The 15,302-nt window shown below is 53.8% G+C and carries 11 protein-coding genes; 3 read left to right on the top strand and 8 right to left on the bottom strand.

From position 1 onward, the window contains the following. Nucleotides 1-39: 39 nt before the first annotated feature. The 6 genes from bcsC to bcsR are packed head-to-tail and all read right to left on the bottom strand — an operon-like array spanning nucleotide 40 to nucleotide 10,525. Nucleotides 40-3,513 (bottom strand): cellulose synthase complex outer membrane protein BcsC, encoded by a 3,474-nt coding sequence (bcsC, locus tag HBM92_RS00970; RefSeq protein ID WP_001225077.1) that lies wholly within the window; start codon nucleotides 3,511-3,513, stop codon nucleotides 40-42. Beyond that, complete coding sequence (bcsZ, locus tag HBM92_RS00965; RefSeq protein ID WP_001304954.1) at nucleotides 3,495-4,601, bottom strand: cellulose synthase complex periplasmic endoglucanase BcsZ; 1,107 nt, start codon at nucleotides 4,599-4,601, stop codon at nucleotides 3,495-3,497. Before bcsZ ends, bcsC begins: the two co-directional genes overlap by 19 nt. A gap of 6 nt (nucleotides 4,602-4,607) precedes the next feature. Then, nucleotides 4,608-6,947 (bottom strand): cellulose biosynthesis cyclic di-GMP-binding regulatory protein BcsB, encoded by a 2,340-nt coding sequence (gene bcsB / locus HBM92_RS00960; RefSeq protein ID WP_001296510.1) that lies wholly within the window; start codon nucleotides 6,945-6,947, stop codon nucleotides 4,608-4,610. A 10-nt stretch (nucleotides 6,948-6,957) separates the two neighbouring features. Next, on the bottom strand, nucleotides 6,958-9,576 hold the full coding sequence (gene bcsA, locus HBM92_RS00955; protein ID WP_000025883.1) for a UDP-forming cellulose synthase catalytic subunit: 2,619 nt from the start codon (nucleotides 9,574-9,576) through the stop codon (nucleotides 6,958-6,960). Then, complete coding sequence (gene bcsQ, locus HBM92_RS00950; RefSeq protein WP_000279525.1) at nucleotides 9,573-10,325, bottom strand: cellulose biosynthesis protein BcsQ; 753 nt, start codon at nucleotides 10,323-10,325, stop codon at nucleotides 9,573-9,575. The genes bcsA and bcsQ overlap by 4 nt, the downstream gene beginning before the upstream one ends. 11 nt (nucleotides 10,326-10,336) lie before the next feature. Then, complete coding sequence (gene bcsR / locus HBM92_RS00945) at nucleotides 10,337-10,525, bottom strand: cellulose biosynthesis protein BcsR (RefSeq protein ID WP_001063314.1); 189 nt, start codon at nucleotides 10,523-10,525, stop codon at nucleotides 10,337-10,339. A 272-nt stretch (nucleotides 10,526-10,797) separates the two neighbouring features. Here bcsR and bcsE point away from each other — a divergent pair, with 272 nt between their 5' ends. From bcsE to bcsG, 3 genes are read left to right on the top strand one after another with little or no spacing between them, the layout of a single operon-like run. Continuing rightward, nucleotides 10,798-12,369, top strand: a complete 1,572-nt coding sequence (gene bcsE, locus HBM92_RS00940; RefSeq protein ID WP_001204945.1) for a cellulose biosynthesis c-di-GMP-binding protein BcsE — start codon at nucleotides 10,798-10,800, stop codon at nucleotides 12,367-12,369. Next, entirely contained in the window at nucleotides 12,366-12,557 is a 192-nt protein-coding gene (gene bcsF, locus HBM92_RS00935; protein WP_000988308.1) for a cellulose biosynthesis protein BcsF, read from the top strand. The genes bcsE and bcsF overlap by 4 nt, the downstream gene beginning before the upstream one ends. Then, nucleotides 12,554-14,233, top strand: coding sequence for a cellulose biosynthesis protein BcsG (gene bcsG, locus HBM92_RS00930; RefSeq protein WP_000191569.1), 1,680 nt, complete (start codon nucleotides 12,554-12,556; stop codon nucleotides 14,231-14,233). The genes bcsF and bcsG overlap by 4 nt, the downstream gene beginning before the upstream one ends. Before the next feature lie 85 nt (nucleotides 14,234-14,318). Here bcsG and HBM92_RS00925 read toward each other — a convergent pair whose 3' ends face one another. Further along, nucleotides 14,319-14,426, bottom strand: a complete 108-nt coding sequence (locus HBM92_RS00925; RefSeq protein ID WP_001295224.1) for a type I toxin-antitoxin system toxin Ldr family protein — start codon at nucleotides 14,424-14,426, stop codon at nucleotides 14,319-14,321. Between the two features lie 375 nt (nucleotides 14,427-14,801). Further along, the gene (locus HBM92_RS00920; RefSeq protein WP_000170738.1) at nucleotides 14,802-14,909 is read right to left on the bottom strand and encodes a type I toxin-antitoxin system toxin Ldr family protein; all 108 of its coding nucleotides are present in this window, start codon (nucleotides 14,907-14,909) and stop codon (nucleotides 14,802-14,804) included. Between the last annotated feature and the right edge of the window lie 393 nt (nucleotides 14,910-15,302).

The raw sequence follows: 15,302 nt of genomic DNA, 5'->3' as shown, positions 1-15,302 counted from the left end.
CCGATCGCAGCGGCATTAAGAGAGGCGCTATCTGAAAACTTACCAGTCGGCGTAAGGTATCAGCGGCTGCGGCGGTAAATCCATGTCACCCTGCCATCCGGCGGCGGAATAACGTACGTAGAGCAGGAAATGGCTGGGTGCGTAATCTTTTGCCTGCTGGATATCAATTGCCGTGCCGACAAACCAGTTGGAAGTAACACGTCGTTCAAGTAATGCCCGCGCCGTGTAGCCAAAGCCCTGACTGCTGCCGCCATCGTTGGATTGCCGCGCAGCTTCTTCCTGCCAGTCGGTCGGGATCAGATTCATCAGCGGATAACGCGGCATGGTTTTGGTGCGTGAATGCGACCACGAGCCAGACGCCCCCAGCTCCCACGACCAGTTTTCCGTGCGCTCCCGCCACATCACCGGTATGGCAAACGACAGGTATTCCTGCGGACTGTAGTAACCGCCCTGACCGAGTGAGTAGCCACTCAGGTCTTTGTCATAATGCCAGATCATGTTGTTCAGGCCGATTGTGACGCGGCGATTGTTCTGGTTGATGACCTTATAGTAATAGCCCGTCATCCAGCGCACACGCCAGTTATCTTCGACATTTTTACCGGTTAACTGATCACCGCTAAGCGATGCCCAGACGCCGTTTGCTTCACCTTTATCGTAACTCAGACTTAGCCCCACGCCGTCGGCACGCACGCCGCCCCATTTTTTCCCGGTATTGCTCGGAGAGTCTTTTTGCCCACCAAAGGCCAGCAAAGAACTGGAGATGGGCCGACGGTGGGCGTTAACGGTGTAACCCAGCGGCCCGATATCATCGCTGTAACTGATGCCGCCGACCACATCCACCACGTTGAAGCCCATCGGCGTGGTACCGATATCCCAGCTCCAGACGTCATTTCGCCAGCCGACCGCCACGCTGGCACCGGAATCCGACTGGCTGCGGTTGCCGCTACAGTCCTGTAATGTACAGGTGCCCCAGTTGTCATCCCATTTGCCATCGGCATTAGTGGAGAAACTGCCGACGTTCATATTGACGAAATCACTGCGAAAGAACATCCGCCCGTCAGAATAGGGCGCGTCCACCTGCAACATAGTGGTGTGCGCTTTCAGATCGGAGTAACCACCGGTACCGCTCGAACCCCAGTAATCGTGCTCGAGAGTGACGTTAAGATCCTGCTGGCGATAGAGGTCCGCCGTATCGCTGCGCACGCCGCGTTTCAGCCAGTCATCTTTCTCGTCGTTACGGGTCAGCCGGGTAAAGGTGTCGTTATCCTGCGGACGCGTCGTGGTCACACCGGATGCAACCATAGCGTCTTTGTAGGTTTCCAGCGCCTGCGTTGGATCGCCCGCCAGCGCTTCAAACTTCGCACCATCACGCAGTACCATCGCGCTTTCCATCGACGGTGGCTGAGATTTTGCCTGCGGGATCAACTTATTAAATGTCTGCTGCGCCGCTGCGGTATCGCCAAGCTGCGCCTGTGCCAGCGCCACGCGCCGCTGTGTGTTCAGCGAGGCGTTATCAATGGCAGGCAGTTTCGCCAGCTGGCTACGTGCCGCCGCTTTGTCACCGGCAGCAATATCCACTTCCGTCAGACCAAGAATGGCATCGGCGTTAGTTGGCTCCCGCGTCAGGACATTCTGATATGCAGCGCGGGCGGCGGTGTAATCACGTCGCTGCTGCGCCCAGTCAGCCAGCGTGAGGTCAATACGCGAGGAAGGCGGTTGCTGGCGCAGCATCGCTTCCGCTTCTGCCTCTTTACCGTTTTCTCGCAGGCGATTAGCGGTTTCCAGCACCTGATCGTTTTGCAGTCGATTAACCAGCTCCTGAATATTGCTGTTCCACTGCCCGCGCGGCAGGCTGTTGATATGCGCCAACGCCGCTCTGTCCTGGTCGTGACCGGAGAGGTACAGCCCGTAAGCGTAAACCTGCTCCGGGTCGTTCGGCTTCTGCTGCGCCAGATTGCGCATTAACGTATCGGCCTGGCTGCGTTGTCCGGCCTGCCAGAGATCCTGCGAAAGTCGGTAAGTAATCCATACACTGCCGGGGTCCAGCGCCAGTCGTTGCCGCTGAAGTGCTGCCGCCTGCGCCCATTTCCCCTGGTTTTCCAGTGCCTCTGCCTGCTGTGCCAGACGGTCGTTTTGCAGGCTGCGTTCGATATCATCAATGCTGCGCCGCTGGCTGGCAGAGAGCGAGGCGATATACGCTTCGGCTTTTTCTGGCGACTGCTGGCGGTAAATATTCGCCAGCCCGCGCACGGCGTTAGTGTTGCCGCTGTCCATACGCAAGGTCTGCTGGTAATAGCGTTCGGCGGCGGGATAATCTTTGCGCGCCATCGCCACATCGCCCAGCCCAAGCACTGCATAGCTGTCGGTGTTATCGACATTACGTGCCTGCTGGAACAGCCGTTCTGCCGGGTCAGGATTATTGGCTTTCAGCGCGGCATCGCCCTGCTGGATCGCCAGCCAGTAGCGGTTTACTTTCAGCAGACTGTTCCATTTGTCGTTATTGCTGTTGTGCGGATCCAGCGCGAGGGCTTTTTCCAGATTCGCCACCGCATTAGCGCGATCGCCTTTCTGAGAATACGCCTGGCCCAGCGCCCCCAGAGCCTCACTGTCTTTCGGGTTCGCCCGCACCGCCTGTTGTAGTTCGGGAATGGCTTTACCCGCCATGCCAGAGTCCACCGCCGCTAAACCTTGCGCACGAGCGCGGAAAGCAGGGTCGGCCAGCTGTTTTTGCTGTTCTGCCAGTTGCGATTGTGCAGCAGCTACGCTATCGCCATCGCTAAAGATCGAGAGATATTTTTTCAGTGCCTGAACGCTGGCATCGCTGACAGGCATGTCTTTAATCTGCCCGTACCAGATTTTAGAGGCCCCTTCGCGCCCGGCGTTCGATTTCGCCATCTGTTCCAGGACGGCAAAACCTTCATCACGGCGATCGCTACTAAACAGTAATAGCGCCAGATTGTTTTGCAGGCCCGTGTTGCCCGGCGTATCCGCATTAATGCGTTTTAGCTGATTAATCGCTTCGCCACGGCGGGCCGGAATTTTCGCCACCGTACTCCAGTACTCGACAGCAATGTCACCTTCCGGCGGCGCACCGTTGAACAGTTTGTTGTAACTCGCCACAGCTTCTTCCGCATGACCAGTCGTCGCCTGCAATCTTGCCTGTTGCAGTGCCTGACGACCATCCGACGTGGAAAGCAGCATCGTAGTCCGTGACGATTTATACGCATTTGAACTCGGCGCTAACTGCGACAGCCGATCGAGCTGTTTTTGTGCGCCATCAATATCGCCCTGACGTAACAGAGAACGAAAACGGGCAGCAATCACATCCGGGTTATTCGGATCAATAAGTTCCAGCCGATACAACGACTGTTGCACCAGGTCTTCACGATGGGTCGCTTCGCCTAACCGAACTTGCTCCAGCAACTGTTGCTGAGCGGTTGGTGCTGCCTCGACCATCGGCATGACGGCCAGACCGAGGGAAAGCGTGAATATGTTTAGTGTGAATTTGCGCATTCCTGGCCCCAGTCAGGTAATAACTCACCTTTTGTCGAGAAGCGGAAACGGTGTTGATCCCAGCCTTGTCCAAACAGGGTCAGCACATAGTTGTAATAGGCATCGCTGCCGGGAAAGTTATCGGCCACGCGCTGGCGCTGAACGGCCTGCGCATCGCGGTTTTGTAAAAAGGGCAGCATGGCGGCAGAAAAACCGACCGGTCCTTTACCCTGCGCTTTCCCCGTAGCCACATCCACTTTTTCCGGCGGATAACCGTTTTTCTCAGTGAATGTCGCCATCGGTTTAAACCGGTTGAGCATCCGCGCTTTTTGCGGATCGCTGTCAGGCATCATGCCTACCCACATGTAAACGCGGATAGCGTCGTAGCTGCTGATCAATGTTTTTTCGGCTTTTAGCTGCCAGCCTTTGTCTTTCTCATAGCGCACCCAGTCTGGCGAAAAGCCTTTCGGGGCGGTTTCCAGCAATAAACGTTGATTGGTTTCGCGCAGCGTGGTCCACGGCGCGCCAAAGCGGGTGAAATACTGCGCCAGCGTCGGCGGCAGGTAGCTGGGGTTAAAACGCCAGCTGTTATCCTCAGCAAAACCCACTTTGCCCGGTAACAACATGGAGCCCAGCCCAGGCACCGTCACCACTTCCTCCCGCGCGATACGTTTTAGCAATGCGCTGCCGATGTCGGTATAACGCTGCTCTTTCCACAAACGCCCCGCCTCCAGCAACGACCAGGCCATCCAGACATCACCATCGGAGGCCGAATTGCTGTCCAGCACTTCCCACTTACTGTTCTCTTTCTTGCCCCACAGCCAGGCGGGCAAATGTTCTTTTAAAGAACCCTGAGCGAGATTGTTCTGCGTCCAGTCGAGAAGATTATCGAAAGCTGCACGGTCGTTAGCCGCCAGGGCAAAGAACATGCCGTAACTTTGCCCTTCGGAGGTGGTGATTTTGCGCGCGTCGCTGGGGTCGATGACGCGCCCTTCCTGACTGATGTAATCCTTTTTAAACTGCTCCCAGGCAGGCCAGGTACAGGCTGCCTGAACACTAAAGGCAGCCAGCAGCAGCATCGTCACGAGTCCACTACGCAACACATTCATCTTCAATTACTCGTTATCCGGGTTAAGACGACGACGACTAATAATACGCAGCAGACGCCACAGTACCCACGCCAGCAATATCACACTGATAGCCGCCAGCACCGCCAGCAGAATCGGATGGTTTGCCAGCGCATACCACAAGCGCTCGAACCACGGCAGATGACCTACGTAATAAACATCGCCAACACGTAGGCTGTTGATACCGGACTCGCGGATCACCGCGACCGAACCGAACATGGTGGCGCGTTTGCCGCTATCGTTCACCGCATCGTTAAGCATTTCATAACCGCGTGGGCTATCTGCCAGCAGCGCAATCACGCTGCGCTGGTCGTTATACGGCGACTGGAAGCCAATCACCGCCGCCATCGCACCGGAAGAGGTCAGCGTTGACTGGGTTTCTGCCGCGCGATCGCTCTCGTCCGGCACAATACCGGGGAACGGGGTCTGGCGCATCGGCGTTTTTACCCAGCTTTCGGTAGCCTGCACCAACAGGTCGATCTGCTTGTCATCTTTCAGTTTGTCCGGGATACCACCGACGATCATGATGTCGGCATCTTTGCCCTGAATGGTGCTGCCATCATCGGTCACCGTCAGGTTAATCGCCGGGAAGCCCGTCTGCGCACCGATAAAGCCAACGGTATTCAGCAAGGTTTCCATCTGTGCTTCGTTTGGCGTTTTCGGCATCACGGTGATGGTTTGCGACAAATCCGCCATCCGGCTGAACGGGAAGCCCGCGTTAGCAAAGGCGCGTAGATCCGGCATCGGGATGAAGTGGTAATACTTCGAGAAGTCGATGGTGGAGTCGTCACCAATCACCACATGATTCTGCACCGGCTGGAAGGTAATGCAGTTATCCACCGAACCGCCCGGCATCGGGTTCATATACTCAAAGTCGAACCGCAGCTGGTTGGTCGCGCCCAGTTTCAGCGCTGGAATAGAGACATCCGTTTTGCCATCCAGCAAACCTTGTAATACCGGAATCCGCAGCAGCAGGCGGTTCGCCTCCTGTTTGCTGCTCAGGTTGAAGGATTGCAGGAACTGGTTATTCAGGCTGATATCCATCCGCGAACTGTCTTTCACCGGCGGCATGGTGTAGCGGTAATTAATATCCATATCAATGCCGGTACTGCGCATCAGGTAGAGATCCGGCGGCAGGTTTAGCGAAACGTTAATCGCTGCTGGCTCAAGACCGCTGGATTGTAATTGTTCTTCATAGGTTTTCAGTTCACCAAAGGTGACCGGACGATCGGTACGCACCCAGTTCGGCGCATCGTACGGTTTACGCGGTAGCAGCGGTTTCACTTCATTCACTACCACACTTTCACCACGGAACAGAATGTTACCCTGAGCGATACCTTTCGCTGCCTGCAACAAGTCTTTGTCGTCACGACCAAACACCACCAGCAGTTTGACGTAAGGATTCTGCGGATGGTTAATCATCTCAATCACCGGGGCTTTTACCGCCGGATGATCGCGCAGGAAGTCCGGGCGTTTGTCATTGGTGGCAAAGACAATGGCATTGCGATCCGGCAGTTGGTTATAGAGCACCGGGAAGTTCTGCCCACGCCAGCCAGAACGCGAACCAAACCACGAGGCGACAATGGCAGATGCTTGTTGCAGCTCAACATCCGGCGCACCCGCAAAGACCATCGGCAAGGTGTTGGTGCGGTTATCACGCGGGTCAAAGAATGGCACCGGGAAGTGTGACAGGTCATTCTTCACATTCAGGGTCTGATAGGTCAGATCCAGTCCACTGCTCCGCCCAACATCCAGCCAAAGCGTGGTGCTGGCCGGGTTTTCGCACACGTCCTGATAATGGCCGACAAACTCCAGCCGCACACGGTTGAAATCAGTAATAAACAGCGGGTTAATGGGCATTTGTGCCAGCGTTTTTTTACCCAACTGTTCTTTGGTCACTGGCAGCACGCCCATCAGTTCATCATTGAGATAAACCTTTAACTGCGACTGGACAGGCAGTAATGATGGCGATGGCGTGTATTCGAGGTTGAGCATCGCCTTCGTCACCACTTCATCGCTGCGCATACCAAACTCAATGCTGCCGTTCGGGTTAATGCCACGTAGCACCATGCTGCCCGGCGGCGGCGCAATTTGCGCAAAGGTCAGCTTCACATCACGGGAAGGACCGTTCTGCGCCACGACTGGCGCATCTGCGCCCTGCACGCCCGGCATCACTTGCCCCACCTGCGGATTTTGCTCCGCCTGGGCGGCTACAGCTGGCTCAGCATTGATCAGTGGTTGCGTTGCTGGCGTCGCCTGCGTCATGAAAGAGGGGAACGCACTCATCCCCAGAGCCACTGCACAAATCCAGAATATTTTTCTTTTCATCGCGTTATCATCATTGTTGAGCCAAAGCCTGATCCGATGGTTGTGCCGTTTCGCTCCGCTCCGGGCGGCGCGGAATAAACGATACAACCCAGGAAACCAGAGAAGTCAGCACACGGAATATGCCCTTCACCGAAGAAGGCGCAAATTCCGCCAGATGGCGGTAGCCACGGAAGCCGAGCTTCAGAATATCCAGCAGACTTTCCAGCGGCTTATCTTCCGGGTAGCTGTCCTGCCAGAGCGCCCATGTATCCGCACGGGCAAACGTACACTGCACAAAATCGATATGTTGCTGGGTAGTGAGCGGCATTAATTTCAGCCCAACTTCATTACCCATCACGCGCGCCACCTGAGCCGGGAAGACGTATTCCTGCTGACCGCGTTTAAGCAACAGATTCACTTTCTGCCCTTCCAGAATCTGCGCCTGACCGTTGATCTTGATCCCCAAACCACCGTCGGAGAAATCCTGAACGGTACACGAGAAGAGGTGACCATCTTCGCGGGCAATTGCTGCGGGCATCGTCATCTCCACGCGGTGCGATCGGCGTACCTGTTTGCTTTCTACCGATACTGCGACTGCGCCGCCGAGAATAATCAGGTTGTAGAATACCCACACCATACTGACGACCACGGTGAGCATCTCGGTTGGCGGACCATAGAAGTAGCGCCAGATCCCAACCGCTACGCCCACCAGGTTGAGCAGAACAAGGAAGATGTAGGGCCGCGAGATCACCCAGTCGACGTACTCTTCTTCCACCAGTCCACCTTTGGCGGTGACGTTAAATTTGCCTTTGTGCGGGTTAATCAGCGCCACCAGCGTCGGTGGTGCGATATACCACGCCAGCACCGTTTCGTAGATTTCACTCCAGAAAGAGTGGCGATATTTGCCCTGGATCTTCGAGTTAGTCAGGCTGGCATGGATCATATGCGGTAGCACAAACAGGGCGATCATCAACGCTGGCGCGTAGATGATGTAGGCATGAAACAGCAGGAACGCCAGCGGCGCAGTCAGGAAGATCAGCCGTGGAATGCCCGACAAGAAGTGGAACATGGCGTTGACATAGCACAGTCGCTGAGCAAACTTCAGCCCTTTACCGGTGAGCGGGTTATCGAGACGGAAGATTTGCACCATCCCGCGCGCCCAGCGAATACGCTGACCGATATGCGCCGAGAGACTTTCGGTCGCCAGCCCCGCTGCCTGCGGAATACGCATATACGCGGAGGTGTAGCCACGACGGTGCAGACGCAGAGAAGTGTGCGCATCTTCGGTTACCGTTTCGACAGCAATACCGCCAATCTCATCCAGCGGCTTACGGCGAATCACCGCACATGAGCCGCAGAAGAAAGTGGCATCCCACATATCATTGCCGTCCTGCACCAGACCATAGAACAGCGTGCCTTCGTTCGGTGTTTTACGGAAACGCCCCAGGTTGCGTTCAAACGGATCCGGCGAGAAGAAGTGGTGCGGCGTCTGCATCATCGCCAGCTGTTTCTCTTTCAGGAACCAGCCCATGGTCATTTGCAGGAACGATCGCGTTGGTACGTGGTCGCAGTCGAATATCGACACGAACTCGCCTTTGGCATATTTCAGCGCATTGTTGATGTTGCCCGCTTTCGCATGTTCATGAGTGGTACGGGCGATATATTTCACCCCCACGTTTTGCGCAAACTGGCGAAACTCTTCCCTGCCGCCGTCATCGAGGATCCAGATGTTCAGCTTGTCTTTCGGCCAGTCGATACCCAGCGAAGCGTAAATGGTATTTTTCACCACGTTGAGATCTTCGTTGTAAGTCGGGACAAAGATATCCACCGACGGCCACAGCGACATATCTTTCGGCAATGGCACCGGCTGACGATTCAGAGGCCATACGACCTGGAAATAGCCGAGCACCAGCACAATCCACGCGTACGTTTCAGCGAAGAGTAGAATAAGCCCGCACACCAGGCTGACCGGATCGTCCCAGTTTAACGTCGAGGTGTAACGCCACCAGATATAACGGCAAGAAACGGTCAGCGACAGCACAATCAGCATCAGCGCCGAGAAGCGCCCCGGCATCCGCCGTACGATCAGCGCTACCCCCCACAGCAGCATCAGGAAGATAAACTGCGCTAGCGGGTTAAACGGCTGAGTAACGCAGATTAACGCCAGAATCAGCGAGAAGGTGACGATGATACCAAGGATCAACCGCCGCGCCCCGGCACTCAAATGACCGAGCTCTTTTTTCTCATCAAGATGCTGTGTTTTATGGCTAACGCGCTCAGGCAGCTCGTTCATCCATTGATGGTAACGTCCACGAATATTTTGTAGACCTGAAAATGCCCGCCTGCGCGGTTTCGGCGTTTCTTTGCGCGATGCACCGATCAGTAACCAGCATGTTTGAATAAGATAACGGACCGGGTCCAGCGGACGCGGACGCGAGGCGTTGATATGCGGATACAGGTTTTTATGTTCTGCGCGAATACGCTGCCAGCGCGGGTGCTCCAGCGGAATAAAAATCCAGGCCAGGATCATCCAGAAACAGCCGAGCGTCGCGCTGAAAGCCGACGCGCCGTGACGACGATAATCGCGATAACGCCCGATAAGCCGTGCGTTGACCGGCGGGATAAGCAACCACCGGGTCAGGATACTCATGATGCACTCCCGACTGGCGTTTTCAGCCCGGAATAGTTTAACAGGCACCAGTTAGCCAGCGTCAGTATTTCTTCAGCCGCCAGCGCATCACTGCGAAATTCACCGACTGGTTGCTTAGCTGCCAGACATTCAGCCATCGCTTCATCACGATGAATGAGCATCGGCAGCAATCGGCGCTGGCTTTGCAACCAAAGCTGGTAAATATCGTCCTGAACCTGGCTGCCAATACGGAAGTCATTAATCAAAATATGTGCACCATCCGGCAGCGCTTGCTGATGCAGTCGGATATGGCAGTTGGCATCCACATTGACGATTGCCAGCGAGTGATCGCACAAACTCAGCAGCTGGTGGGTTATCTGCGAGGCATCACGCGGTAAGTCAATTAAAATCCACTGGTAACGCCCGCTGGCTTTTAGTTGCTGTAAGCCGGAGCAAATATCGCTCAGCCGGGTTTGCCAGTGCTGTGGATTTTCTTGTTCTTCAATGGATAACTGACCAAAAGGCAGCAAATCGAGCTGCGAGGTATAGCGTAACCCGGCGTCACGCCAGTCCTGGCCATCCAGCATAGCTCTGGCCCAACCCTGACGGTGGGTAAAATCAACGTTAAATGACAGGCGCAACAAGTTGTCCGGGCAGGCATCGACCACCAGGACATTTTCTCCCAACATTTGTAATGACCAGGCTAATGCGGCGGTGATGGTTGTTGTCCCCACGCCTCCCCGAACCCCCTGCAATCCCAGTACGGCCATTCACCAATCCCCTACTTTTGTTGCGCAAACTCTGCCAGCAACGGCCAGCGTTTTAATGCCGCGGCCAACTGTTCGCGTTGGGAAATATCGGCATAATCAATATCAGGCAGTGAAAATGCCTGCTTTAACGCCAAAATATCATTCTGGAAGATATAGCCTATCGCGGGATCAGGCAGAGTATCTGGTTCATTGTTATTCATTTTTCTTGATCCCTATGAAATAACCGTACCGTTCATGAGACAATTCTAACTGTGAGCATTTCGTCGGTTTATTGTTTACGGCGAGACGGGAATGTGCTCACTTTTTGACTTTCCGTTACGCAACAGAAAAAGTTAAAAACGAAAAGACTAAAATCACATGTCTTGTGACCTGCTAAATTGATTCACATGCTAAATCTGATAAGTTTTAATTTCAATGGTAGGTTTATTTCTTAGCTTTCGCTAGTAAACTGATAATCAGACAAAATGTTGACATGAGGGACATTGTGGACCCTGTATTCTCTATCGGTATCTCATCATTATGGGATGAGCTGCGACATATGCCAGCAGGCGGCGTCTGGTGGTTTAACGTCGATCGCCATGAAGATGCTATCAGTCTGGCGAATCAAACAATTGCATCCCAGGCTGAAACCGCACACGTCGCGGTCATTAGCATGGACAGCGATCCAGCGAAAATCTTTCAATTAGATGATTCTCAAGGGCCGGGAAAAATAACATTATTTTCAATGCTAAATCATGAAAAAGGTCTATACTATTTGGCCCGTGATTTGCAGTGTTCTATTGATCCCCATAATTACCTTTTTATTCTTGTTTGCGCAAATAACGCATGGCAAAACATTCCTGCCGAGCGGCTTCGCTCATGGTTGGATAAAATGAATAAATGGAGCCGGCTAAACCATTGTTCGCTTTTGGTAATTAATTCCGGAAATAATAACGATAAACAATTTTCATTGTTACTTGAGGAATACCGTTCACTTTTTGGTCTTGCCAGTTTGCGTTTTCAGGGCGACCAACATTTGCTGGATATTGCTTTCTGGTGCAACGAAAAAGGGGTCAGCGCCCGTCAGCAGCTTAGCGTTCAGCAACAAAATGGTTGCTGGACATTAGTTCAACACCAGGAGGCGGAAATCCAACCACGCAGCGACGAAAAACGCATTCTGAGTAATGTTGCTGTACTGGAGGGTGCTCCGCCGCTATCGGAACACTGGCAACTGTTCAACAATAACGAAGTCCTGTTCAATGAAGCCCGTACCGCTCAGGCGGCGACGGTGGTCTTTTCTTTACAGCAAAATGCACAAATCGAGCCACTGGCCCGCAGCATTCATACTCTGCGTCGCCAGCGCGGTAGTGCGATGAAAATCCTCGTACGGGAAAATACCGCCAGCCTGCGCGCCACCGATGAACGTTTATTATTGGCCTGCGGTGCAAATATGGTTATCCCGTGGAATGCGCCACTCTCCCGCTGTCTGACGATGATCGAAAGCGTGCAAGGGCAGAAGTTTAGTCGCTATGTGCCGGAAGATATCACTACCTTGCTGTCAATGACCCAGCCGCTCAAACTGCGTGGTTTCCAGAAGTGGGATGTGTTCTGTAATGCCGTCAACAACATGATGAATAACCCTCTATTACCTGCCCACGGTAAAGGCGTTCTGGTTGCCCTACGTCCGGTACCGGGTATCCGCGTTGAGCAAGCCCTGACGCTATGTCGCCCTAACCGTACCGGCGATATCATGACCATTGGCGGTAATCGGCTGGTGCTGTTTCTCTCATTCTGTCGGATTAACGATCTGGATACCGCGTTGAATCATATTTTCCCATTGCCTACTGGCGACATTTTCTCAAACCGAATGGTCTGGTTTGAAGATGATCAAATCAGTGCCGAGCTGGTGCAGATGCGCCTGCTTGCCCCAGAACAATGGGGCATGCCGCTGCCTTTAGCGCAAAGTTCTAAACCGGTCATCAATGCCGAGCACGATGGTCGCCACTGGCGACGAATACCAGAACCAATGCGACTGTTAGATGATGCTGTGGAGCGCTCATCATGATGACCATCAGCGATATCATTGAAATTATTGTCGTTTGCGCACTGATATTTTTCCCGCTGGGCTATCTGGCGCGGCACTCTTTGCGACGCATTCGCGACACCTTACGTTTGTTCTTTGCTAAACCTCGTTATGTTAAACCGGCCGGGACGTTACGCCGCACGGAAAAAGCCAGGGCAACCAAAAAATGACTCAATTTACGCAAAATACCGCCATGCCTTCTTCCCTCTGGCAATACTGGCGCGGCCTTTCCGGCTGGAACTTCTATTTTCTGGTTAAGTTCGGCCTGTTGTGGGCGGGATATCTTAACTTCCATCCGCTCCTCAATCTGGTGTTTGCCGCGTTTCTGCTGATGCCCATTCCGCGCTACAGCCTGCATCGCTTGCGCCACTGGATTGCCCTGCCGATCGGCTTTGCTTTGTTCTGGCATGACACCTGGTTGCCTGGCCCGGAAAGCATAATGAGCCAGGGTTCGCAGGTGGCGGGGTTCAGTACCGATTATTTAATCGATCTTGTCACACGCTTTATTAACTGGCAGATGATTGGGGCCATTTTTGTTTTATTCGTGGCCTGGTTATTCCTGTCACAATGGATTCGCATTACCGTTTTTGTGGTTGCCATTCTGCTATGGCTGAACGTACTTACCCTGGCGGGACCAAGTTTCTCCTTGTGGCCAGCCGGTCAACCGACGACCACTGTAACAACGACGGGTGGTAACGCAGCGGCAACCGTTGCGGCGACGGGTGGCGCACCGGTAGTGGGTGATATACCCGCACAAACTGCACCGCCAACAACAGCAAACCTTAACGCCTGGCTGAATAATTTCTATAACGCGGAGGCGAAACGTAAATCGATCTTCCCGTCTTCGCTGCCCGCTGATGCTCAGCCATTTGAACTACTGGTGATTAATATCTGTTCGCTTTCCTGGTCGGATATTGAAGCCGCCGGATTGATGTCGCATCCACTGTGGTCGCATTTCGATATTGAGTTCAAGAACTTTAACTCCGCCACCTCCTACAGTGGCCCGGCGGCGATCCGTTTACTGCGCGCCAGCTGCGGGCAGACTTCGCACACTAATCTGTATCAACCGGCAAATAACGACTGCTATCTGTTTGATAACCTGTCGAAACTGGGCTTTACCCAGCACCTGATGATGGGACATAACGGCCAGTTCGGCGGTTTTTTGAAAGAAGTTCGCGAAAATGGCGGCATGCAGAGCGAATTGATGGATCAAACAAATCTGCCGGTTATTTTGCTGGGCTTTGATGGTTCGCCGGTTTATGACGATACCGCCGTGCTTAACCGTTGGCTGGACGTTACCGAAAAAGATAAAAACAGCCGTAGTGCCACGTTCTACAACACGCTTCCACTGCATGACGGCAACCATTATCCGGGCGTCAGCAAAACAGCGGATTACAACGCGCGGGCGCAAAAATTCTTTGATGAACTGGACGCCTTCTTTACTGAACTGGAGAAATCGGGTCGTAAAGTGATGGTGGTCGTGGTGCCGGAACACGGCGGCGCGCTGAAGGGCGACAGAATGCAGGTATCTGGTCTACGTGATATCCCTAGCCCGTCTATCACAGACGTCCCCGTTGGGGTGAAATTCTTCGGCATGAAGGCACCACATCAGGGGGCACCGATTGTCATCGACCAACCGAGCAGCTTCCTGGCTATCTCCGATCTGGTGGTTCGCGTTCTTGATGGCAAGATTTTCTCCGAAGACAATGTTGACTGGAAAAAACTCACCAGTGGGTTGCCACAAACAGCACCGGTCTCCGAGAACTCAAATGCAGTAGTTATTCAATACCAGGATAAACCGTACGTTCGCCTGAACGGCGGCGACTGGGTGCCTTACCCGCAGTAAGAACGAAAAAGGCCGCAGAGTTTCCCCCTGCGGCCTGATCCGGGCGCAAATTGCCATTACGGCAGCCTGACGCCCGCATGACACGTTACTTCCGCTTATTCAGCCAGTTCACGATCATACTGGCAAGAATGCCAGCAATGACCGGAGCCGCTAAATCATGCCAGAAGGCCATGCCCAGTTCTGCGAGCGTCATATAGCCGCCTGTGTTGTAATGACAACGTTTCGCGGCTATTCTTGAGTTGTTTGGGTTCAAGATTAGCCCCCGTGATGTTGTCAGGTGCATACCTGCAATATGCGGGGGTTTTCTCTCTCCAGCAACCAATGCCACCAGGGATTAAGCCCCCGCAACATTGCGCCTCACCGGAACCCTTCCGGCTTGCCGCTGATTCTACGACTGTTTTTCTGTTCCGGAATCCGTCACGTCTTCACTCTGTGCTGCGCATTCCGCAGAATATTATCCGCTTGCAACCGTTGCATTTTTCTTACGAAAAAGGCCGCAGAGTTTTATCCCTGCGGCCTGATCCGGGCGCAAATTGCCATTACGGCAGCCTGACGCCCGTCTGGCACGTTACTTCCGCTTGTTCAGCCAGTTCACGATCAGACTGGCAAGAATGCCAGCAATGACCGGAGCCGCTAAATCATGCCAGAAGGCCATGCCCAGCTCTGCGAGCGTCATATAGCCGCCTGAGTTGTAATGACAACGTTTCGCGGCTATTCTTGAGTGGTCTAGGTTCAAGATTAGCCCCCGTGATGTTGTCAGGTGCATACCTGCAACGTGCGGGGGTTTTCTCTCTCCAGCAACCAATGCCACCAGGGATAAAGCCCCCGCAACATTGCGCCTCACCGGAACCCTTCCGGCTTGCCGCTGATTTTACGATTGTTTTTTGCCGTCAGCACCCGGCAATCTTCCTCATTGCGTGATGCCTTCCAGCTTAATTTCTTTATTTGCAATAGTTGCAGCTCATATCCGGGCTGACTCCAGACTAGTAGTGAAATGCGCAATTTTGTAGAATTGCGCCTCCTCGCGACCTCCCCAGTGAATCTGTTGCCTCATTTTTTACATACTGCG

Source organism: Escherichia sp. E.sYA108, assembly GCF_011754335.1.
Taxonomy (GTDB): domain Bacteria; phylum Pseudomonadota; class Gammaproteobacteria; order Enterobacterales; family Enterobacteriaceae; genus Escherichia; species Escherichia coli.
Note: the sequence above shows the minus strand (reverse complement) of the source record. Positions and strands in the feature narration are given on the sequence as shown.

What these genes read in the sequence shown, in the direction of transcription:
- bcsC (WP_001225077.1), bottom strand. Translation starts at nt 3,513, where the DNA reads ATGCGCAAATTCACACTAAACATATTCACGCTTTCCCTCGGTCTGGCC.
- bcsZ (WP_001304954.1), bottom strand. Translation starts at nt 4,601, where the DNA reads ATGAATGTGTTGCGTAGTGGACTCGTGACGATGCTGCTGCTGGCTGCC.
- bcsB (WP_001296510.1), bottom strand. Translation starts at nt 6,947, where the DNA reads ATGAAAAGAAAAATATTCTGGATTTGTGCAGTGGCTCTGGGGATGAGT.
- bcsA (WP_000025883.1), bottom strand. Translation starts at nt 9,576, where the DNA reads ATGAGTATCCTGACCCGGTGGTTGCTTATCCCGCCGGTCAACGCACGG.
- bcsQ (WP_000279525.1), bottom strand. Translation starts at nt 10,325, where the DNA reads ATGGCCGTACTGGGATTGCAGGGGGTTCGGGGAGGCGTGGGGACAACA.
- bcsR (WP_001063314.1), bottom strand. Translation starts at nt 10,525, where the DNA reads ATGAATAACAATGAACCAGATACTCTGCCTGATCCCGCGATAGGCTAT.
- bcsE (WP_001204945.1), top strand. Translation starts at nt 10,798, where the DNA reads ATGAGGGACATTGTGGACCCTGTATTCTCTATCGGTATCTCATCATTA.
- bcsF (WP_000988308.1), top strand. Translation starts at nt 12,366, where the DNA reads ATGATGACCATCAGCGATATCATTGAAATTATTGTCGTTTGCGCACTG.
- bcsG (WP_000191569.1), top strand. Translation starts at nt 12,554, where the DNA reads ATGACTCAATTTACGCAAAATACCGCCATGCCTTCTTCCCTCTGGCAA.
- HBM92_RS00925 (WP_001295224.1), bottom strand. Translation starts at nt 14,426, where the DNA reads ATGACGCTCGCAGAACTGGGCATGGCCTTCTGGCATGATTTAGCGGCT.
- HBM92_RS00920 (WP_000170738.1), bottom strand. Translation starts at nt 14,909, where the DNA reads ATGACGCTCGCAGAGCTGGGCATGGCCTTCTGGCATGATTTAGCGGCT.